Annotated in this window: 21 protein-coding genes, 1 tRNA gene and 2 rRNA genes (1 of these 24 cut by a window edge); 20 read left to right on the forward strand and 4 right to left on the reverse strand. The window is 55.0% G+C overall.

Annotated elements, in window-relative coordinates:
• Nucleotides 1-1158: ribosomal RNA gene (locus QMN23_RS03595) — 23S ribosomal RNA — on the forward strand; it begins 1799 nt to the left of the window's first position.
• A 108-nt stretch (nt 1159-1266) separates the two neighbouring features.
• Nucleotides 1267-1383, forward strand: a 5S ribosomal RNA gene (gene rrf, locus QMN23_RS03600).
• Between the two features lie 140 nt (nt 1384-1523).
• Here the strand turns inward: rrf and rpoH are convergent.
• Entirely contained in the window at nt 1524-2378 is an 855-nt protein-coding gene (gene rpoH, locus QMN23_RS03605) for an RNA polymerase sigma factor RpoH (protein ID WP_282001820.1), read from the reverse strand.
• A gap of 207 nt (nt 2379-2585) precedes the next feature.
• On the opposite strand from rpoH, the gene QMN23_RS03610 reads away from it, so the two are divergent.
• The 14 genes from QMN23_RS03610 (at nt 2586) to rplI (ending at nt 14746) form a co-directional block, all read left to right on the forward strand.
• Nucleotides 2586-3659: a branched-chain amino acid aminotransferase gene (locus QMN23_RS03610; protein WP_282001822.1), complete on the forward strand. Its 1074-nt coding sequence runs from the start codon at nt 2586-2588 to the stop codon at nt 3657-3659.
• A gap of 372 nt (nt 3660-4031) precedes the next feature.
• Nucleotides 4032-6626 carry an ATP-dependent chaperone ClpB gene (gene clpB, locus QMN23_RS03615; protein WP_282001824.1) on the forward strand — a complete coding sequence of 865 codons (2595 nt, stop codon included), beginning with the start codon at nt 4032-4034 and terminating at the stop codon, nt 6624-6626.
• Between the two features lie 106 nt (nt 6627-6732).
• Entirely contained in the window at nt 6733-7563 is an 831-nt protein-coding gene (locus QMN23_RS03620; RefSeq protein WP_282001827.1) for a polysaccharide deacetylase family protein, read from the forward strand.
• Nucleotides 7564-7764: 201 nt separating this feature from the next.
• Nucleotides 7765-8001, forward strand: a complete 237-nt coding sequence (locus QMN23_RS03625; RefSeq protein ID WP_282001829.1) for a hypothetical protein — start codon at nt 7765-7767, stop codon at nt 7999-8001.
• A 166-nt stretch (nt 8002-8167) separates the two neighbouring features.
• Nucleotides 8168-9010, forward strand: coding sequence for a 4-(cytidine 5'-diphospho)-2-C-methyl-D-erythritol kinase (ispE, locus tag QMN23_RS03630; protein WP_282001832.1), 843 nt, complete (start codon nt 8168-8170; stop codon nt 9008-9010).
• Between the two features lie 23 nt (nt 9011-9033).
• Nucleotides 9034-9108 (forward strand) — tRNA-Gln (locus QMN23_RS03635).
• A gap of 64 nt (nt 9109-9172) precedes the next feature.
• Nucleotides 9173-10117 (forward strand): ribose-phosphate pyrophosphokinase, encoded by a 945-nt coding sequence (locus QMN23_RS03640; RefSeq protein ID WP_282001835.1) that lies wholly within the window; start codon nt 9173-9175, stop codon nt 10115-10117.
• A 65-nt stretch (nt 10118-10182) separates the two neighbouring features.
• Nucleotides 10183-10776 (forward strand): 50S ribosomal protein L25, encoded by a 594-nt coding sequence (locus QMN23_RS03645; RefSeq protein WP_282001837.1) that lies wholly within the window; start codon nt 10183-10185, stop codon nt 10774-10776.
• A gap of 11 nt (nt 10777-10787) precedes the next feature.
• Entirely contained in the window at nt 10788-11387 is a 600-nt protein-coding gene (pth, locus tag QMN23_RS03650; protein WP_282001839.1) for an aminoacyl-tRNA hydrolase, read from the forward strand.
• A 33-nt stretch (nt 11388-11420) separates the two neighbouring features.
• Complete coding sequence (ychF, locus tag QMN23_RS03655; RefSeq protein WP_282001841.1) at nt 11421-12515, forward strand: redox-regulated ATPase YchF; 1095 nt, start codon at nt 11421-11423, stop codon at nt 12513-12515.
• A 137-nt stretch (nt 12516-12652) separates the two neighbouring features.
• Nucleotides 12653-13018: a 30S ribosomal protein S6 gene (rpsF, locus tag QMN23_RS03660; protein WP_282001843.1), complete on the forward strand. Its 366-nt coding sequence runs from the start codon at nt 12653-12655 to the stop codon at nt 13016-13018.
• 21 nt (nt 13019-13039) lie between these two features.
• Entirely contained in the window at nt 13040-13315 is a 276-nt protein-coding gene (rpsR, locus tag QMN23_RS03665; protein WP_282001844.1) for a 30S ribosomal protein S18, read from the forward strand.
• A 15-nt stretch (nt 13316-13330) separates the two neighbouring features.
• Nucleotides 13331-14275, forward strand: coding sequence for a YybS family protein (locus QMN23_RS03670; RefSeq protein ID WP_282001845.1), 945 nt, complete (start codon nt 13331-13333; stop codon nt 14273-14275).
• A gap of 24 nt (nt 14276-14299) precedes the next feature.
• A complete protein-coding gene (rplI, locus tag QMN23_RS03675; protein ID WP_282001846.1) occupies nt 14300-14746 on the forward strand; it encodes a 50S ribosomal protein L9 in 447 nt (148 codons plus the stop codon).
• Between the two features lie 328 nt (nt 14747-15074).
• On the opposite strand, the gene QMN23_RS03680 is transcribed toward rplI, so the two are convergent.
• Nucleotides 15075-15944 (reverse strand): cytochrome C, encoded by an 870-nt coding sequence (locus tag QMN23_RS03680; protein WP_282001847.1) that lies wholly within the window; start codon nt 15942-15944, stop codon nt 15075-15077.
• A 353-nt stretch (nt 15945-16297) separates the two neighbouring features.
• On the opposite strand from QMN23_RS03680, the gene QMN23_RS03685 reads away from it, so the two are divergent.
• Together QMN23_RS03685 and QMN23_RS03690 are read left to right on the forward strand one after the other, a co-directional pair.
• The gene (locus tag QMN23_RS03685; protein ID WP_282001849.1) at nt 16298-17038 is read left to right on the forward strand and encodes an AzlC family ABC transporter permease; all 741 of its coding nucleotides are present in this window, start codon (nt 16298-16300) and stop codon (nt 17036-17038) included.
• Complete coding sequence (locus QMN23_RS03690) at nt 17025-17348, forward strand: AzlD domain-containing protein (RefSeq protein WP_282001850.1); 324 nt, start codon at nt 17025-17027, stop codon at nt 17346-17348. The genes QMN23_RS03685 and QMN23_RS03690 overlap by 14 nt, the downstream gene beginning before the upstream one ends.
• 40 nt (nt 17349-17388) lie before the next feature.
• Here the strand turns inward: QMN23_RS03690 and QMN23_RS03695 are convergent, their stop codons facing one another.
• Nucleotides 17389-18276 (reverse strand): RluA family pseudouridine synthase, encoded by an 888-nt coding sequence (locus QMN23_RS03695; RefSeq protein ID WP_282001851.1) that lies wholly within the window; start codon nt 18274-18276, stop codon nt 17389-17391.
• A gap of 71 nt (nt 18277-18347) precedes the next feature.
• Nucleotides 18348-19049 (reverse strand): AAA family ATPase, encoded by a 702-nt coding sequence (locus QMN23_RS03700; RefSeq protein ID WP_282001853.1) that lies wholly within the window; start codon nt 19047-19049, stop codon nt 18348-18350.
• Between the two features lie 199 nt (nt 19050-19248).
• Between QMN23_RS03700 and QMN23_RS03705 the strand changes: the two genes are divergently transcribed.
• Together QMN23_RS03705 and QMN23_RS03710 are read left to right on the forward strand one after the other, a co-directional pair.
• Nucleotides 19249-19992 (forward strand): DUF3108 domain-containing protein, encoded by a 744-nt coding sequence (locus QMN23_RS03705; protein ID WP_282003802.1) that lies wholly within the window; start codon nt 19249-19251, stop codon nt 19990-19992.
• 426 nt (nt 19993-20418) lie between these two features.
• Nucleotides 20419-21048 carry an OmpW/AlkL family protein gene (locus tag QMN23_RS03710; protein WP_282001855.1) on the forward strand — a complete coding sequence of 210 codons (630 nt, stop codon included), beginning with the start codon at nt 20419-20421 and terminating at the stop codon, nt 21046-21048.
• Nucleotides 21049-21083 lie beyond the last annotated feature (35 nt).

The raw sequence follows: 21083 nt of genomic DNA on the forward strand, positions 1-21083 counted from the left end.
AGGGGGTCGCAGAGAAATGGCGGTAGCGACTGTTTACTAAAAACACAGGACTCTGCTAAGTCGAAAGACGATGTATAGGGTCTGACGCCTGCCCGGTGCCGGAAGGTTAAGGGGATTTGTTAGCGCAAGCGAAGCTTTGAACCGAAGCCCCGGTAAACGGCGGCCGTAACTATAACGGTCCTAAGGTAGCGAAATTCCTTGTCGGGTAAGTTCCGACCTGCACGAATGGCGTAACGATTTCCGCGCTGTCTCAACCAGTGGCTCAGCGAAATTGAATTCTCGGTGAAGATGCCGAGTACCCGCGGCAAGACGGAAAGACCCCGTGAACCTTTACTACAGCTTGACAGTGACATTCGGAATAGCTTGTGTAGGATAGGTGGGAGACTATGAAACTGGGACGCTAGTCTCGGTGGAGTCAACCTTGAAATACCACCCTGGTTGTTTTGGGTGTCTAACCCAGGCCCGTCATCCGGGTCGGGGACACTGTCTGGTGGGTAGTTTGACTGGGGCGGTCGCCTCCCAAAGAGTAACGGAGGCGCACGAAGGTTCCCTCAGGCTGATTGGAAACCAGCCGTAGAGTGTAAAGGCATAAGGGAGCTTGACTGCGAGACAGACAAGTCGAGCAGGTACGAAAGTAGGTCTTAGTGATCCGGCGGTTCTGTATGGAAGGGCCGTCGCTCAACGGATAAAAGGTACTCCGGGGATAACAGGCTGATCTCCCCCAAGAGTTCACATCGACGGGGAGGTTTGGCACCTCGATGTCGGCTCATCGCATCCTGGGGCTGAAGTAGGTCCCAAGGGTTTGGCTGTTCGCCAATTAAAGCGGTACGCGAGCTGGGTTTAAAACGTCGTGAGACAGTTTGGTCCCTATCTGCCGTGGGCGCAGGATACTTGAGAAGAGCTGTCCTTAGTACGAGAGGACCGGGATGGACGTACCTCTGGTGTTCCAGTTGTTCCGCCAGGAGCAGTCGCTGGGTAGCTATGTACGGAAAGGATAACCGCTGAAAGCATCTAAGCGGGAAGCCTCCTTCAAGATTAGGTATCCCTGGGAGCAATCCCCTGAAGGCCCGTTGTAGACCACAACGTTGATAGGCCGGGTGTGTAAGCGCAGCAATGCGTTCAGCTGACCGGTACTAATCGGCCGTGAGGCTTGACCATAAAAAATATTTACCGAAGGGGGTGGTAACCCCACCCCCCTTCATATCAAATCGACTGACCACTTCGCTCCTCGATACTATGCAATTGACGAGATACCTTTTACGGTTTCTCGGTGGCTATGCCGAGAGGGCCACACCCGTTCCCATCCCGAACACGGAAGTTAAGCCTCTCAGGGCCGATGGTACTGCATGGGTAGCTGTGTGGGAGAGTAGGTCGCCGCCGGGATTTTTTTGGAAAAGCCCATCTGTGTATTCAGATGGGCTTTTTCTTTGCTTGCACGCCTATCTACGAAAATCCCACGAATTAACAACTTCGGCACCAGACCATTTTGCTTGCTCGACAGAGGCAGTTATTCGGGTACCCGGCTATAAAGCCGCTCTGATCGCGAAGGGGGACAGGTCTGTCTTCATTTTCTTTAATGCCATCGCTTCAATTTGCCGGACACGCTCGCGCGAAATGGCAAAGTGCTCGGCTATTTCCTGCAAAGTCAATGGTGTATCGGCAATGACCCGATTCTCGATGATGTACCGCTCTTTTTCGTTTAAATTTTCGAGTGACTTGGCAATATTGAGTTGTAATTGTAGCTCTTCTTCGTGGCTGGAAAGAGACTCTTCCTGGTTAGGGCGTTCATCGGCCAACGTCTCCAGCAGGGTTAAGCCATCGCCTCCCGCCAGTTCGGCATCAAGAGAAAAATCTCCCTTCATGCGTTGATCCATTTCAACTACTTCTGACACCTTGACGTCAAGCGAACGAGCCGTAGCTTCGGGGTCGTCGTCCTGGTCGCCAAGCATACGCAATGCATTTTTCGCCTGATTCAGCTTGAAGAAAAGTTTCTTCTGTGCTTGGGTTGTGCCGATTTTAAGGAGACTCCATGCCGAGATAATATAATTTTGAATATAGGCCCTAATCCACCATACAGCGTAAGAGATGAGCCTTATACCCTTGTAGGGGTCGAATTTGCGGACAGCTACCATGAGTCCGACATTACCCTCCTGAATGAGGTCAAGCATTTTCATCCCGTAACTACGGTACTCGGCGGCAACCTTTACTACAAAACGTAAATTAGCCGTCACAAGACGATGCGCGGCATCAAGATCCTTTTCTTCAAAGAACTTCACAGCATAAAGGTGTTCTTCTTCGGCGGTCAGTACTGGAAATTTACGAATCTCTCCCAGGTAGACTGTTAAGCTGTCCGCAACCACTGGTAAATTCATGGCCATGTAATGCTTCCTCCCCTGGATCGCAGGTTTAGCACTCGCAAGTGGCGAGTGCTAATAATGTAGCAAGTAGAGATGGAAAAATCAAGTCACACCAACAAGATTGCCAAGTGTGTTCGTTGAAAAGCCTTGCCCCTTGCGCGTCGCTGTGATAAACCGAAACTACTCAAATTTCTGACGCATTGCGCCGACCAATGGAGGTTGAAGAAGATGGACATCAGAGTCGAGCCGCTCCCGGACGACCGGAAAAAAGCGAAAGTAGCCGATGAGACGAAGTTGGGGTTTGGCAGGGTTTTTACTGATCGGATGTTGCTTGCTGAGTGGAAGAGTGGGCAGGGGTGGGTAGATGCCCGCATTGAGCCTTATGCTCCCTTTGTCCTTGATCCCGCTTGCTTGGTCTTCCACTATTCACAGGAAATCTTTGAAGGACTTAAAGCTTATAAATGGGCTGACGGGTCCATTGCCCTCTTTCGTCCGGAGATGAATGCCCGGCGTTTTAACCTTTCAGCTGAGCGGCTCTGCATGCCCGACGTGCCGGAGGACCTGTTCATCGGCGGTATTGAGGAGTTGGTTCGTCTTGAGCAGGACTGGATTCCGACCAGTGATGGCACCTCGCTTTATATTCGCCCGGCGATGATTGCTGTTGAACCGGTGCTGGGGGTGAAGCCGTCGGATCACTTCTATTTTTATGTGATTTTATCGCCGGTCGGCGCGTACTATGCCGCCGGCTTCAATCCCGTCAAGATCCTGGTAGAAGATAAGTATGTCCGGGCAGTTCCCGGTGGTACCGGGGAAGCCAAAACAGGCGGCAACTATGCGTCGTCGCTCAAGGCTGGCCTTGAAGCAAAGAAGAAAGGATACGATCAGGTTCTGTGGCTCGACGGGGTCCATCGTCGTTACATTGAGGAAGTTGGGGCGATGAATATGCTTTTTGCCTATGAAGACCGGATCGTAACCGCTCCGCTGACCGGCTCCATTCTTAATGGTGTGACACGCGATTCAACGCTGAAGCTGGCTGCGAAGCTGGGAATGAAGATTGAAGAGCGGCTGATTGATATAAACGAGTTGATGGCCGATGTACGTTCCGGAAAGGTGAAAGAGGCCTTTGGCAGTGGAACTGCCGCAGTCATCACGCCTGTCGGTGTTTTGTGCTATAAGGATGAAGTTGTCCAGGTAGGCGACGGCGGTGTCGGCCTGATCACCCAGCGCCTGTACGATACCCTCACGGGTATTCAGTACGGCCGTATTGCAGATGAGTTTGGCTGGGTAAGGAAGATTGCCTGATCAAGTTGATCACCCGTTTTCCATGGAAGCTTGATGACATGCTGATAATGCATGACAGAGCTAAATCGCCCTTCTGGGGGGATCGTGAAACACCAGCACGAGTCTAACAAACTCTGTCTTTCGTGCCGCCGGCAGTGTAAACAGCCGGCGGCTACCATTATCGCTTCATGCCCCCGCTATTATCCCGGGACAAAGATCAAGCGCGAGTCCTGGCGGCAGATGGAGCTTAATTTGCCACTGAGGTCTTAGTTTTCAGCCGTTTTCGATAAGCTGTAAGCCTCTCCCTCCTGCCGTTGATTTACCGCTTCCCCCTCCTTGACATCAGGTCAAGGCGTGCCTATGTTTTCCTCATCGGAACTAAGGAGAACGCCCATGATCAGACCTGAAAAAATGACTATCAAGTGCCAGGAAGCACTGGCCGAAGCCCAGCAATTGGCTGCTCGGCAAGCTAATAGCGCTATCGAGCCGGAACACCTTCTCACAGCATTGCTTGACCAAGAGGGTGGGGTAGTTTCCCCTATTCTCCAGAAAATCGGGGTAAGTCCGGCTGCACTCAAAACAAGCGCCGATGCGCTGGTAGGCAAGTTGCCGCAGGCCCGTGGTGCAACCGCCCAGATTTACCTCTCACCTACGCTCAACCGCATACTTGACGCTGCCCAGCGCGAGGCGGACGGGATGAAAGATGAGTTCGTTTCTACCGAACACCTCCTGTTGGGTTTTCTGGCGGAAAAAGGAAGCGAAGCCGCCCGGATTCTTGCCGACGCAGGTGTTACAAGGGAAGCGGTGCTCGCTGCCTTGATGGATTATCGTGGCGGGGAGCGGGTCACCGACCAGAACCCGGAAGAGAAATACCAAGCGCTGACCAAGTATGCTCGGGATCTGACAGAACTTGCCCGCCAAGGTAAGCTTGATCCGGTAATTGGCCGCGACGACGAGATTCGCCGGGTTTTGCAGGTACTTTCCCGCCGGACCAAAAACAATCCGGTGTTGATTGGTGAGCCGGGCGTTGGCAAAACAGCGATTGTTGAGGGGCTTGCCCAGCGGATTATTTCGGGCGATGTTCCCGAAACACTTAAAAACAAACGACTAGTTGCCCTTGATATGGGGGCGTTGATTGCCGGTGCCAAATATCGTGGTGAATTTGAAGAGCGTCTGAAGGCCGTCGTTAAAGAAGTTGCAAAGTCGGATGGCAAGGTGATTCTGTTTATCGACGAACTGCACACCTTGGTAGGGGCGGGTGCTGCCGAAGGGGCAATGGATGCCTCGAATATGCTCAAGCCCGCCCTGGCGCGTGGCGAACTCCATTGTATCGGGGCAACGACGCTCGATGAATATCGGAAGTACATCGAGAAGGATGCCGCCCTTGAGCGCCGATTCCAGCAGGTGTATACCGGTGAACCAACGGTTGAGGATACTATTGCGATCCTGCGGGGACTCAAGGAGAAATACGAGACGTATCACGGTATTCGGATAAAGGATAGCGCGATAATTGCGGCAGCTACACTTTCTGATCGCTATATTACCGACAGATTCTTGCCTGACAAGGCAATTGATCTGATCGATGAAGCAGCCTCACGACTCAGGATAGAAATTGATTCGTTACCGACTGAGATCGATGAGGTTGAACGAAGAATCATCCAGCTGGAGATCGAAAAACAGGCGCTCCTGCGCGAGCAGGATCCTCATGCTCAAGAGCGGCTGAAAAAGCTTTCCGACGAGCTTGAGGAACTGAAAGGGAAAGCTGCTGAACTTAGAGCTCACTGGCAGAAGGAAAAAGGCATTATCAACCGCATTAGCGAACTAAAGCAATCGCTCGAAGAACGAAAGGAAGAAGCGAAAAAAAGCGAGCGAGAGGGTGCCCTGGGGCGAACCGCCGAGTTGCGTTACGGAGAAATTCCGGCCATCGAAAAGGAAATTACCGCAAAACACAACGAACTGGAGGAAATCCGGAAAGAAGGTAAGATGCTTCCCGAAGAGGTTGATGGTGAACTCGTCGCCGAAATTATTTCCCGATGGACGGGGATTCCGGTGTCCCGAATGCTTGAGGGAGAGGCCGAAAAGCTGGTAAAAATGGAAAATCGGCTGAAATCACGGGTTGTCGGGCAGGACGAGGCACTGGTTTTGGTTGCGAATGCGATCAGAAGAGCCCGCTCGGGGCTGGCGGATCCAAACCGTCCAATCGGCTCGTTTCTTTTCCTCGGTCCGACAGGGGTAGGCAAGACCGAAACCGCCAAGGCGCTGGCTCAGTTTCTCTTTAACGATGATCAGGCAATCATCAGGATCGACATGAGCGAATATCAGGAGAAGCATACGGTGGCACGGCTGATCGGAGCACCTCCCGGCTATGTCGGCTACGAGGAAGGGGGGCAACTGACCGAGGCCGTCCGCCGGCGACCATACAGTATCATCCTTTTTGACGAAATTGAGAAAGCGCACCCGGAAGTCTTCAACGTGCTGCTCCAGGTCCTTGATGATGGTCGACTCACTGACGGCCAGGGGCGAACCGTGGATTTCCGCAATACAGTGATCATTATGACCAGCAATCTGGGGTCGCAATGGATTCAACAGTACGGGGCCACAGATTATGCCCGTATGAAGGCTATGGTTACGGAAACGCTGAAGGAAAGCTTCAAACCTGAATTCCTCAATCGTATCGATGAAGTAGCGATCTATCATTCGCTACCCCTTGAAGAGATTAAAAAAATCGTCGATATCCAGGCAGCTGAACTTGTGAAACGGCTTGCCGAGCGACATCTTCAGTTGGAAATTTCTGACAAGGCAAAAGAGTATCTGGCTCATGAGGGATTTGACCCTGCCTATGGCGCCCGACCGCTGAAGCGGACCTTGCAGCGGAATATCCAGGATCCGCTGGCTCTTATGCTGTTGGATGGGAAATTTCAGGAAGGGGATACTATCCGGGTCGACCTGTCGATTTCCGGGGATGGCCTCGTTATCAAGAAGAAGTAACCCAATGGATGCAAAGAAAGAGAGGCGGTCTTATGGACCGCCTTTTTGCTTTCAAAGCTGGCGGGGCATCGTTACAATACGGGCAATACTGATTTGTGGAGGGAGTATGGTTGTAGTGAGCCGGCTGCTACCAGCAGTACTGTTTAGTTTCGTTGCAGTGACGTCGGTGTGTGCTGCGCAAGCCGATCTGGCGAGCCCACCGCTGGAAGATGCACGGGGGGACTATGCCAGCCTTCGCTCTCGCCTGGTGAGTCGTTATGGTGAAGCAAAACCTCATGACTGGGGAGAAAATGTCCCGGGTGTGAAAACTCGGCTTAAAACACGGGAGCAGATTGTGGCGCTTACTTTCGATGCTTGTGGGGGTGCCAAGGGGAAAGGCTTCGATGCGAAATTGATCGATTTTCTTGAGCAAGAGCATGTTCCGGCAACGCTCTTTATCAACGGTCGGTGGATAGAGGCCAATCCCGATATTTTCAAGCGACTTGCCAGCAATCCGCTGTTCGAGATCGCCAACCACGGTGACCAGCACCGTCCGGCTTCGGTGACCGGACGAAAGGCATATGGCATTCAGGGGACTCGCTCAGTCGGGGCGCTGGTCGATGAAATTGAGCTTAATGCCCGGCGTATAGCGGCGATCACGGGGAGACGGCCAGCTTTCTACCGATCAGGGACCGCATATTATGACGAGATTGCTGTAGCAATTGCTGGTGAGTTGGGACAACAGGTCGCCGGCTTTTCGGTTCTTGGTGACGCCGGGGCGACCTTTAGCGCCGAGCAGGTGAAGAATGCCCTTCTGCGGGCGCCGGGAGGTGCGATCATCATTTGCCACATGAATCACCCCGAATCGGGAACTGCCGCCGGAGTGATGGCTGCTGTCCCGGAGCTGAAGAAGCGGGGTGTTACGTTTGTCCATCTCAGTGACAGGCTCCTTGAATGAGGCGTTAGGAGGGGGCTTTGCCGCAAATGCGGTAAACGTTGGCGCATACAAGGTGGGAGCGGCCCTTTGGTCTGTTGACCAGTTGTTAGAAAACGGCCAAAAATTAGCATGTTGCGCGATTTTATGCCAGTTGGCATGCTCTCTGCTCTTATAATAGACAAGAAGCGTTGCTTCATATCTTTTTGGAGAGAGGTCCTGGTCATGAAAAAAGTTCTGTCCTCTGTTGTTGCTGCTCTTGTTGCCGTTGCTTTCGCTGGGGTTGTTTTTGCTGCTGAGCCGGCAAAAGACGCCGCTGCTCCTGCTGCTCCTGCCGCTGGCGAAGTGAAAAAAGAAGAGAAGAAACCGGTTAAGAAACACCACAAAAAAGTCAAGAAAGCCAAGAAAAAAGCTGAGAAGAAAGAAGAAGCTGCTCCGGCTGAAGCTCCGGCCGCGAAGTAATTTTTCTACTTCCTGTGCGAAGCAAGGGCCACATCGAAAGATGTGGCCCTTTTTCGTTTCAATTCCTGTCGGGCTGGCGGCGTTAGCGTTATTCTCCTTGCATTTTCAGTAAAATCATTCTAGATAAACTCGTCTCTGTTCATCACCAATTTCCGTTACGGTGCCTATGACAAAATCAATTACCTTAAAAGCCCCGGCCAAAGTCAATTATCGGCTTGACGTGCTGCGAAGGCGATCAGACGGCTATCATGATCTGCAGATGATCATGCAGCGTATCGACCTGTGTGACGATATTGTTGTTGCTGTTTCCCCTGAGCCGGGCATCAGGGTTTCATGTGGGAGTGTCGGTGTCCCCAATGGGCCGGAAAATATTGCATGGCGTGCTGCTGATGCATTGTTGCGGCATAGCGGTGTGCAAACCGGCCTCGATATTGGCATTACTAAGCATATTCCGGTTGCGGCGGGGCTTGGCGGTGGCAGCAGTGATGGCGCGTCGGTACTGATGGGAGTTAATGAACTCTTGGGACTGGGGATTTCTGACCGGCAGCTGATGGAGATCGGGGTGAAACTTGGCGCCGATGTGCCGTTCTTTATTTTCAAGCGGACCGCCATTGCTGAGGGGATAGGAGAGGTGTTGACGGCGGTCGAGCATGTTCCGCCTGCTTGGCTGGTGATCGTTAACCCCCGGGTTCACGTCTCGACAGCATGGGTTTACCAAAATTTACAATTGACAAATTTGCGACCACAAGATAGAATTCCTCGCTTCTATAAGGATATTGGCGATCTCGTGGCTGTTTTTGCTAATGACCTCGAGTCGGTTACCATTCCGCGCTATCCGGTCATCGGGGAGATCAAGAAGCGACTGCTGGCAACCGGTTGCCGAGGGGCGCTGATGTCTGGCAGCGGGCCCACGGTGTTCGGCATCTGCGATCAAGAAGCGGTTGCCCGCAAAATTGCCGGACAGTTAAGTGGCGATGGTTGGTTTGTCGAAGCAGTTCAAACACTTTAAAGCCCATCGAGCGTAACTAACATTGGGGCGTCGCCAAGTGGTAAGGCACCGGATTTTGATTCCGGCATTCCCAGGTTCGAATCCTGGCGCCCCAGCCAGTTTGTCACCCATTTCCATCCGGGGCTGCCTGGTGGAAATTATTTTTTTGGTAAGGCTGCGATAATGGAAAAGAAAATCAAGGTGTTCAGTGGCAATTCCAATCATGAGCTGGCAGAGAAGATCTGTCATAATCTGAGTCTTCCGCTGGGGCAGGCCAAGGTTAAGACCTTTTCCGACGGCGAAGTAATGGTCGAAATCAGCGAGAACGTTCGAGGTCGGGATGTCTATGTCGTGCAGTCGACATGCGCACCAACCAACAATAATCTCATGGAATTGCTCATCATGATGGATGCCTTGAAGAGGGCCTCCGCTTCAACGATTACCGCGGTTATCCCTTATTATGGCTATGCCCGTCAGGACCGGAAAGTTGCGCCGCGGACGCCGATTACCTCAAAACTGGTTGCTGATCTGATTACTACTGCCGGGGCTGACCGGGTGGTTACTGTCGACCTTCATGCCGGCCAGATCCAGGGCTTTTTCAATATTCCGGTCGACAACCTCTATGCTGCGCCGGTCATTTTGGAAAACCTCAAACAGCGGTTTCCCGAAAACAATATCGTCATGGTTTCTCCCGATGCCGGGGGGACTGAGCGTGCCCGGGCCTTTGCCAAGCGTCTTGGCTGCACGCTTGCCGTTATCGATAAGCGTCGGACCGGCCCCAATGTGGCAGAGGTTATGCACTTGATCGGCGATGTCAAGGATAAGACGGCGATTATTCTTGATGACATGATTGATACAGCAGGCACGCTTACTCAAGCAGCTCGGGCACTGAAGGAACATGGTGCGAAAACGATCTATGCTTGTGCGACCCATGGCGTCCTGTCCGGTCCGGCCATCGACCGGATCAACGAGTCGGAGATCGAGGCCGTGGTCGTGACCGATACTGTCCCTCTCGGGGAGAAGGCCGACAGGACTTCGAAGGTCAAGGTTCTTACCGTTGCCAATTTGCTCGCCGAGGCGATCCGCCGCATCCATGATGACGAGTCAGTGAGTTCGCTTTTTGTGTAGCGAAAGGCGAAGTGTCGTGGAATCCTGAGATTAGCACTGAAACGAAGATAGCGAAGGAGATAGACATGGAACAAAAAGCAATCAGCATAGATCTGAGGACCGGCCTTGGCAAAAGCGCCGTGCGCAAGCTCAGGGTACAGGGTTTGGCTCCGGGAGTTGTGTATGGCAAGGGGCTGGAGCCGGTGCCGGTGACGGTCAATGCAAAAGAGCTGCTGACGGTGATCGCCGGCGAAGGCGGCCAGAATAATCTGATCCGCCTGCAAGGCGGGGGCAGTTTGGACGGAAGCACCGTGATTGTTGCGGATCTGCAGAGAACCGCCATCAAGGGGGAGCTGGTCCATGTCGACCTGCATAAGATTGATCTTGCCGAATTGGTTCATGTCAAGGTGTCGGTCTCTGTGGTCGGCTCTGCTGCCGGGGTAAAAGAGGGTGGTCTGCTGGATGTCGTTACCCATTCGCTTGATATCGAGTGTCTGCCTGGTGCGATTCCCGAGCATGTCGAGGTTGACGTGACCAACCTGGCCATCGGTCAGTCGTTCCACGTCAGCGATCTCGTGCTGCCCGAAGGGGTCAAAGCCCTCGACGACGCCAAAATGACCATCGCTAGCGTACATGGCCGCGCCAAGGAGCAGGAAGAAGCAGCTGCTCCGGAAGAGTAAGCTAGTAATCGATGGCTGCAAAACTTATAGTCGGGCTGGGAAATCCCGGCCCGAAATACCAATGGACCCGCCATAATGCGGGTTTCATGGTTTTAGACTGTCTTGCCCGAACGGCCGGCATCACGATGGCGAAGAAGAACTTCTCCGGCCAGTATGGTGAGGGGAGCTGGCGCGGGCAGCGTCTTTTCCTGTTGAAACCCCAGACCTTCATGAACCTTTCCGGCCGTTCCGTGGCCGAGGCCCTGCGTTACCATAAACTGCCGCTTGCTGAGTTGATTGTCGTTCACGATGATCTCGATATTCCATTTGGCCGGGTGAAATTAAAAGAGGGTGGCGGACACGGAGGGCACAACGGTCTCCGCTCGCTGGTTCAGGAACTCGGGAGCGCCGATTTCGTCAGGCTTCGGATAGGAATCGGCCGGCCCGCGCGAGGGGATGTTGCCGATTACGTGCTGAATAATTTCCCGCCGGACCAGCTACGGGAGCTGGCGCCGCTGTGTGATGGGGCGCTGGATGCGCTGGCGTTGCTGCTGGATGAGGGGCTTGCCAAGGCAATGAGCCTCTACAACAATAAGGACGTTCTTGCCGAGAGCCTGGGATCTTCCCGCTAGGCTGTCTGGCAATTGACTGAAGGAAGAGGGATTATGGGGTTCAACTGCGGTATCGTCGGCCTGCCTAATGTGGGGAAATCAACCATTTTCAACGCGCTTACTTCAGCGGGGGCGGAGTCGGCCAATTATCCATTCTGTACGATCGATCCCAATGTCGGGATTGTACAGGTCCCCGACGAGCGGCTTGACCGGTTGGCGGAGATTGTTGCCCCGGAGCGGATTCTTCCCACGACGATCGAATTTGTCGACATTGCCGGCCTCGTAAAAGGGGCAAGCCAGGGTGAAGGGCTCGGAAATCAATTTCTCGGCCATATCCGGTCGGTGGATGCCATCGTTCACGTTGTCCGCTGCTTCGATGATGAGAACGTTGTTCACGTCAGTGGCAGTGTCGACCCGGTGCGGGATATCGAGATCATTCAAGCCGAACTCGCCCTTGCTGATCTGGATAGCGTTGAGAAAAAGTTACAACGCGTTGAGAAGCAAGCCAAGAGCGGCGACAAAAAGCTCAAGGAAGAAAGCGAATTTTATGCCCGGATCAAGCAGGCTCTGGAGCAGGGGATTCCGGCGCGCAAGGTTGAGATCGGGGTAGATGAGCAGTTGTGGTTGCGTGATCTGCACCTCCTGACGGACAAACCGGTTCTTTATGTGGCGAATGTGGCTGAGGACGATCTGGCCGGCACCCATCCCTTTGTGGCTCAGGTGGGGGAGATCGCTGCCGCTGAAGGAGCGCGGATGGTTACGATCTGCGGCAGGATCGAGGCGGAAATTGCCGAGTTGGACGGTGACGAGAAAAAAGCGTTTCTTGCCGAAATGGGCTTAAGTGAATCCGGGCTCGATCGGCTTGTGCGGATGGGGTATGAACTCCTTGGGCTGATTACCTATTTTACTGCCGGGAAAAAGGAAGTGCGGGCCTGGACCATCCCGGTGGGGACCAAGGCGCCTCAGGCGGCCGGCGTGATTCATTCGGACTTCGAAAAGGGCTTCATTCGGGCCGAGGTCATCTCCTATAACGATTATCTTGCTGCCGGGGGCGAGGCGGGGGCGAAGGAAAAAGGGTTAATGCGCCTTGAAGGGAAAGAGTATGTTGTCCAGGACGGCGATGTCATGCATTTCCGTTTTAATGTGTAGCGCCATGACCCGTTGTAATAAAATGCCTTGAAACAGTTGGGGTGATGTAGTAAAATCCCCCTTTTCGCAGCAGCCGATGGCTGCAACTCCTTGCTCCGGTACAACCGGGGCTACTAAACCGTGAGGAGGATACACAGATGGTAAGGATGTATGAGACGATTATGATCGTCCAGCCGGATCTCGGGGAAGAAGAGCTCAAAGGCCTTTCGACCCGGGTGCAGGATCTCATCGGTTCGATGAACGGTGAACTGCACCGGTTGGAAGACTGGGGGGTGAGGAAGCTTGCCTACCCGGTCCAGAAAAGCCAGAGGGGTCGTTACTACTACCTCCGCTTCGATGGCGATGCGGCTCTGATCGCCGAGTTGGAACGGCGGCTGCGCCTCAACGACAAGGTCCTGCGCTACCAGAGTGTCAAGCTGGAGAAAGAGCAGGCGGTTCCTGTACCGAAAGCCGTGGCCACTGAAGCTGCGCCGGCCGCTGAGCCCGAATCGGCAAACGAATAAGGAAACGGAGGATTACGATAGATGAGTGAAGAAAGAACTCCTCAGAGAAGTAGTGGCCCAAGAAAGAGACGGCCTTTTCAGCGGAGAAAAGTTTGCCGGTTCTGCGCAGACAAGGATCTGGTAATCGATTACAAGGATCCCCGAGTGCTCCGTTCTTTTATCACCGAGCGCGGTAAAATCATTCCGCGGCGGATATCCGGTAACTGTTCCAAGCACCAGCGGGAAATCACCGAGGCTATCAAGCGGGCAAGAAATATCGCTCTGATCCCGATCGCGTCCAAGCACGTCATCGCCTAGTTGCCCGTTCGTTCAATGGTGCGCGATTTTAGGGGAATTCTCCTTGACGTTGTCAAGGGGACGGTAGCTACGGGATTACTTTTCGTTGCCTATCTGAAGCTACCGGTCCTTGGGATGCTGGCCGGAATCTTCACCCCATACCCTGCCCTGTATTTCGGCCTTAAGCGGGGTGTTGTCTCCGGTGGCGCGATTGTGTCCCTGACAATGCTTTTCCTGGCGTTTGCCGGCGGTCTGGAGGCGGTGCTTCTTTATCTGGTCCAAGCGGGGGGCCTGTCGTTGGTGCTCCCCGGCTTGCTGAAGCGTTTTGCCTTTACAAGCCGTGCTTTGGCATATGCTGTCTTGTTGATTGTTGTGGTATTGGCTCTGGGGACCGTCGGCTATTCCGTGGCGAACGGGGTAAACGTCCAAGCCGGTATCGCGGCCTCGATCAAGGCGCAGATTGCTGAGAGCGTGGCGTTCTACAAAAGCAAGGGTGTTACCGGTGACGATCTTCAGATGCTCCAGGAAGGCATGGACCGGATGGGAGCGATTGTTGTCCGGATTTATCCTGCCCTGATAGTGATCGGGATCAGCATGATCGCAGGGTTGAACACTCTCGTGTTACGGCGCAATGCCTCGCGTCTGCCGCAACCGCTGCCGCAAGTCCCCTTCAGACGCTTCAGGAACCCCGACTATTTGGTCTGGGTTCTCATTGCCGCCGGCTTTACCCTGGTCTTTGGCAATTCTGTTGCCGGAGCGGTCGCGGTGAATGTGCTCCTTATAGTGGGGTGTTTGTATTTTCTCCAGGGACTGGCGGTTATCCGTAATTTCTTTGATACGCTGGCAGTTCCGGTTTTTCTGCGTTACGTTTTCTATGTCCTGCTGGCGGTGCAGGCATATTTGGCTATTGTCGTGGCCCTCGTTGGTCTCTTCGATCTCTGGGGGGATTTCCGGCGGCCGCGAATTCACAAAAACCTGTAATTTCAGGCTGGAAGGAGAAAACCGATGAAAGTGATTCTGAAAGAAAACCTTGAAAATCTCGGCCAGATCGGCGACGTCGTCAAGGTTGCGCCAGGCTATGCCCGGAACTATCTGTTGCCGCGGGGCCTTGCCATCGAGGCGACTGAAAAGAACGCCAAGGCTCTCGAGCATGCCAAACGCCAGTTGGAGTACAAAAAGAACAAGGTTAAGGAGCAAGCCAAAGGAGTGGCTACCAAGATTGAGTCGCTCACACTGTCCATTGCCCATCAGGCGGGTGAGGAAGGAAAGCTGTTTGGCTCGGTCACGAATATGGAGCTTGCCGAACTGCTGAAGGCGCAAGGGGTCGAGGTTGACCGGAAGATCATCGTCCTTGCTGAGCCGATCAAACATCTTGGTGAGTTTGTCGCCACGGTCAAGCTTCATCCGGAAGTTTCCGCCGCACTGAAGGTTGTGGTGACCAAAGCCGATTAACGCGTTTGCTTGACTGATAATATGAAAAAGGGCAGCCCGCCGGGGCTGCCCTTTTTCTTTTATGGCGCAGGCCGCTAAGATGATGGCGGATGGCCGCTCTTTTCCAGTCCCCTCCGCAAGGCATGCTTCAGCTCCCCCATGTCCGAGCCGCACCGCGAACTGATACTCCCGGGGATTTTTTGCCATCCCTTACGATAGCCGGATGAGTCCCTCGTTGATTCAGGCTGTTGAGCCGGACGGGGATCTCTGCCCGCCTTTGTGGGTGCCAATAAAAAGGGCCTGGACAGCAGTCCAGGCCCTTTGTGACCATCGGGTCAAATGCGGGATCCTACTTTTTCTTCTTTTTCAGATCCTTTTTAATTTCCTGCTTGACCGATTCTTTGGCCGGTGAGTTCCAGCGGTTCAGGTCATGGGCAATGTTGTGGCATTCGCCGCATTTCGGGAACCTGGACATCATGGCTGCCGGATGCGGCGTGCCGTGACAGGTCTGGCAAGCAGGGACCATTTTGTGTTTGTCTTGGTGGCAGTAAACGCAGGCCAGCGACTTGTGCTTGGTCTGGCTGGCGCTCAGCAGTTCCATGGCCTTCTTGTGGCAGGCGCCGCAATCCTTGTTGGGAATGTCCTTGCCGTAGGTTACGTTCTTCGGCTGGTGCGCCTTGTGGCATTTTTTGCAGTCATCCTTCGTCTGTTCGGCGAAGTGCGGTTTGTGGCACTGGGTGCAAGCCGGAATCTTGCCGTGAACGTTGTGGCAGGTTGAGCAGTACAGCTTGCTGTGCTTGCTGGGGAATTCCTTGAGTTGCGCCATCTGCTGGGTGTGGCAGGACAGACACGCATCGGTGATGTTACCCGACAGCACGATGTTGAGCGGCGTATGGGGGTTCTTGTGGCAACCGAGGCAGCCGGTCAGTTCGTAGTGTTTTTTTCCGCTATGGCACTGGCTGCATTTGGGGATGATGTCTTTTGCCGGGACTTTGGGGGGGTGGCCGTCATGGCAGTCGAAACAAGTGATTTTCTTGTGGCCGGCGCCGTTAGCCGCAATGTCAGCGGGTGCCTGGGCGTGACACTTCACGCAGTCGTCAGTCGTCAGCTGCGGGGTAGCCTGCGCGGCTTGTACCTGGCTGCCAAGCCCCAGGCAGAGCGACGCCGCCAGGGCCAGGCCTGCTACGACGAAAAGCCTGATTTGTCTTACAGCATTCATCGTTCCTCCTCTGTGCATCTGCACATGTCATGAATTTGCTCCCTGACCGATGTCGCCAGGTTGCATGTCTCGCATTGAATACGGCGGATCATGGCGAAAATCGGCCGCAAAGCGCGCTGATTATGCCATTTCTCCTGATTTCAGTCAATTAGAAAAAGATAATCATCTGTTATTGAGAGGTTAGGGGTATGGCTGCACGGTGATGCGTCGCAGGCGTTGATACGAAGTGCCGACGTTTTAGCCCGGCACGGTTGAATGTTGGCCCGGGATGACATACATTGTTCCAAGGTGAGATGGTCAGTTTACCGGTTGGCAGAGCCGGGCCGGCCGATCAACTGAAGGAGGTGGATTGGGTGGAACGCGAATTGACCGATGATTTGCCGGTGCCGCACAGAAAGGCGGTCAGCGCTGGATTACGCGCGGCCTGGCCGATCTGTTTGGGGTATTTCCCGATTGGCTTGGCCTTTGGTGTCCTGGCGGGGAAAGCGGGCCTTACCCCTTGGGAAACGGGCTTGATGGCAATCCTGGTCTTTGCCGGCAGTGCGCAGTTCATTGCGGTAGCGATGCTCCAGGCGGGGGTGTCTGTGCTGCCGATCGTCATTACCACCTTTATGGTCAACCTGCGACACTTGTTGATGAGCTCTTCGCTTGCGGTCCATTTGCAGGGGGCTGGCGGCCGGTTCCTGGGTATGTTCGCCTATGGGGTCACCGATGAGAGCTTTGCGGTGAACATGGCGCGCTTCCGGAGCGGGGAATGGGACCGCTGGCGGGCTCTGGTGGTTAATCAGGCTGCGAACTTCGTCTGGATCTGCTGTTGTGTGGCGGGAACTTACGCCGGTCAGTTCATCCCCGCCCGGGCGTTTGGGATCGATTATGCGTTGACGGCGATGTTCATCTGCCTGCTGGTTTTCCAACTACACAACCGGCTTTACGTTATTATCGCGCTCGTGGCGGGCGCGGTTTCGGTCCTGCTGTATCTGGCGCTGCCAGGGAATATTTATGTAGTCGGAGGAGCAGTGACTGCGGCCACTGCCGGCTTTGCGTTGAAACGTCGCTATGCCGGTTCGGGGAGGAAAGCCGATGACAACAGCTGATTATCTGTTGCTGGTAATCGGGATGGGGCTGGTGACCTATCTTCCCCGCTGGTTGCCGCTGGCCCTGCTGACACGGCGGCAGTTGCCGGAGTGGCTGGTGACCTGGCTGGAGTTCGTGCCGGCCGCCATTCTCGGGGCATTGCTGGCGCCGGCGCTGGTGGCCACGGGTGAGCCGCGTCGGCTTGACCTGCTGCGCCCGGAGTTGTTTGCCGCCATGCCGACCTTTATCTTTGCCTTCAAGACCCGGTCCTTTGCCGGAACCGTCGTGGTCGGGATGCTCGCTTTCTGGTTGATCGGCTTGCTGGTTTAGCCGGAAACCATGCGCTGGAGGGGAAGGGGCCGTCCGGTGTCTACGGAAGCCCGGCAAGGCTGGCGAGCAGTTCTTGATAGTCGTTGCCGCCGATCTGCCGTAGCCGGGGCAGGAAGCCGGCGGGGAGCGGCGCGTGGATCGCCAGTTCCCGCCCGCTTTCCGGATGGCGCAGGGTTACCCGGAAAGCGTGCAGCAGATGGCCGGGATAGTCGCGCAGCGGTGTGCCGCCATAGCGGCGGTCGCCCCGGATCGGGTGGCCGAGCAGTGACAGGTGTTTGCGCAGCTGATGGGTCCGGCCGGTGATTGGATAGAGGGCGACGAAGGCCTCCGCCGCCCCCTGACGGAGGAGCTGAAAGCGGGTTTCCGCCTCTTTGCCGTCCAGCGGCTCGCTGATGGTCCCCTCGGTCGGGATTTCTCCTTCGACGACGGCCAGATAGAGCTTTCCCAGCCCTTCTTCCTTAACAAACCGACCGAACATCCCGGCGCTGGTGGCGCTTTTTGCCAGGATGGTCGCGCCGGAGGTGCCACGATCGAGGCGGTTGACCGGCCGGAGCTTGACGGGTGTTTCCCGCCAGCGGAGATGCCCTTCCGCAACCTGGACGAGGTTATGCTCTTCCGCTTCGGCGGTCCGGTGAACCGGCAGTCCCGCCGGTTTATTGACGACGATGATCCATTCGTCTTCAAACAAAATATCCAGGGCCGGTGGCTCGTGTGCGAGGAGCGCCCGGGTCCGGGAGCTCTCTTTGACGGTCAGCCGGTCACCGGCATGCAACGGGGCTTCGGCGGGGAAGGGGGCGCCGTTGACGGCAATATGTTCACTACGCAGCAGCTTTTTCAGATAAGCGGACGGAGCGGCCGGCAGGAGGTTGCGTAGCAGGCTCTCCAGGCTGCGGCAGTGGTCGGTGTCGGTAATTGTATAGGTGAGCATGGCAGCGAGTATAGACGGCCCCGGGGTGGAGTGCAAGCGGGAAGGAGAATGCCCTCCTTCCCGCTTGTCGCCTAGGCTTCCGTTTTCAGGAAGAGATAATCGGCAATGAGTTGGGCGATCCGGTCCGGCGGGTTGCGGTCATTGTTGAATGCCAGATGATAGAAACTCAGGTCGGCGGCGTCACAGTCGAGAAAATCGCGGATGAACCGGTCCCGCTCCTTTTGCCGTCTTTCGATGAGAATCTCGGCGTCTTGTCGGGAAATTCTGGAGCGGCGGGCGATTGAGCGAACCTTGTAGTCGAGTGAAGCATAAATCCGGAAATGGTAGCAGTTATCCAATTGCTGGGTAATGATAGAACTCCCCCGGCCGATCAGGATCACGTTGCCGGCGGTGGCCAGGGAAACGATCTGGCGGCAGAGGAGCCGGTAGTAATCCTTCTCGCTTTTCCAGCGGGAGGTAAGCGTGGAAATCATCTCGTCGAGGAAGCGGGGGCGATGACCGAGCGTTTGCAGCACGTCTTCGGCAAGATCGTGACGCCGCGCTACCTCTTCAAGCAGCCCCTTATCCATGACCGCCCACGGCTGCCGGGTTTTGGCCTCCAGCAGCTGCGCCAGTCGCTCGGCCATCGGGTATGCTTCACAACCGAATTCCCGCGAGATCGTGATGGTCGGCTTGCCTTTGCCCGCGCCCCGTTCCTCCTTGAGCCGGCGGGTTACTTCGAGCATTCCGGCAATTCTCTGTTCGATCGATGGTACGAGCAGCGTGTCCGGCATGATGCCCTCCTTTGGTCCGCCCGGTGTATTTGCTGGAGCGAAGATCCAGGATGGCGGACGCTCACGGTACAATTGTGCCGTCAGCTCCTCGCTAGTCAAGTGGCGAGCGCCGATGGATATTGGCAGGCGGCTTCGCTATACTTGAGTACAAGCTGAGGAAATGTCCCTGATACGGAGCGCGAAGGGAGGATACGGAGTGATGGTGGGCAGCCGACTTGCAGTGATTGCCACGATGCTGTTGCTCGTCTGCGGGGCGCTACCGGTCGACGGCGCCGACCGGGTGCCGGAGGTCTTGACCTATGAGCTTACCTGGACCGGCATCCCCGTCGGAGTTGCCTCTCAGGAAATCTTTGATGACGGGGCGAACCGGCGGATTGTTTCCACCGCCAGGTCCAACGATTGGCTGTCGGTGTTCTTCCCGGTAGAGGATCCGATCGAGAGTCGTTACAACCCGCATGAAGGCCAATTCCCCGGCCAGGTTCGTCATTATCGATTGCAGACCCGGGAAGGGCGCCATCACCGCGACCGGGAGATCGAGTTCCTGCCAGCGCAAGGGATCGCCCGGTTCCGTGACAACCTGAGCGGTGAACAGGCAGCGGTGGCCATTCCGCCCGGGACAATCGATGTTTATGGCAGCTTTTACCTGGTCCGCTACCTGCCGCTAGAGGTGGGCGTATCGCACTTTGTCGAGATTCTCGACAGCAAGCGCCAGCGGCGCATTGAAGTGCGGGTGCTCCGGAAGGAACGGTTAAAAACCGTCCTCGGCGACGTCGAGACCATTGTCATCCAACCGCTGGTAAAGTCGGAAGGGGTATTCGAGGGGAAAGGGTCGGTGCTGATCTGGCTGACTGACGATTCCCGGCGAGTTCCGGTCCGAGCCCGAACCAAGGTGACGGTAGGAAGCGTGACCGCGACGCTGGTAAAGCGCCTGGCGGGAGAGTGACGGCCTCGGGCTACCAATGGCAGTTTACGGCCCGCTTAACCACCTTTCTTTGGCATAATTCCCATACGACACCACGATCGGTGTTCTGCCACCCCCTTCCTTTTTATAAGGCCTCGTTCACCATTACCATCCGCACATGATAATTACTTATTGACACATTAAGAAAAATTTGATAAAAGAAGACCAATATTATCCGATTAATCCTGATTTGGTTGCCGCATCGGTTCAGTTTCGTGCAGTTGTGAGCAGCTCCCTGCCGATCCTGGCCCTTGCCAAGCCGGACGTCGATGGGAGATGGTGGTGTCGTGGTGTCTGGAGTGCCTGTTAAGAAGACTAAAAAGGTCTTATTTGTTTTTGTGGAGATGGGAAGGGGGAGAGAGCCACGTTTGCCGTTGTATTGTCGATCACCACACAAAGGAGAAGAACATGAACACCATGAGGCATGGAATTTTTCTGACATTGCTGCTGAGTATCCTTCTCGTTGTCTCTACGACGTCGGCCATGGCCGACGGTGCGGAATTCAAGCACTATGGCGTCAGATTGCGGGCGCTTGCGGTTATCCCCGACCAGAACGTCGACAGCCGGATCGACAACCTGGAGGTGGAAGCCAAACTTGACGTAACTCCGGAACTCGACCTGGAGTATTTCTTTACCCGCAACTTTTCCAGTGAACTGATCCTCGGGGTCACCAAGCACGATCTCGTTGCTCAGGGCCGCACCCTCGGCTCCACCTGGCTCCTCCCTCCGACCCTCACCTTCAAATATCATCCGTTGCCAAACTCCCGCGTGAGCCCTTATATCGGCGTTGGCATCAACTATGTCATTCCGTTTAACGACAAGGCTAACGGCGTCATCGATGTCCCCGATTTCCACGTCAAAAGCAGCGTCGGCTGGGCGGCCCAGGCCGGCGCTGACCTGGCCCTGGGGAATAATTGGTTTTTGAACCTCGATTTCAAATATCTCAACGTCGATACCCAGGTCAGAATCAATGGTACGGATTACGATCTCGATCTGAATCCCTATATTGTCGGTACCGGCGTCGGCTACCGCTTCTGAAATATCCCGGCTGTCCCTCCTTCTTTCCATGCCCC

The sequence above is a fragment of the Geotalea uraniireducens genome (genome assembly GCF_027943965.1).
Taxonomy (GTDB): Bacteria; Desulfobacterota; Desulfuromonadia; order Geobacterales; family Geobacteraceae; genus Geobacter; species Geobacter uraniireducens.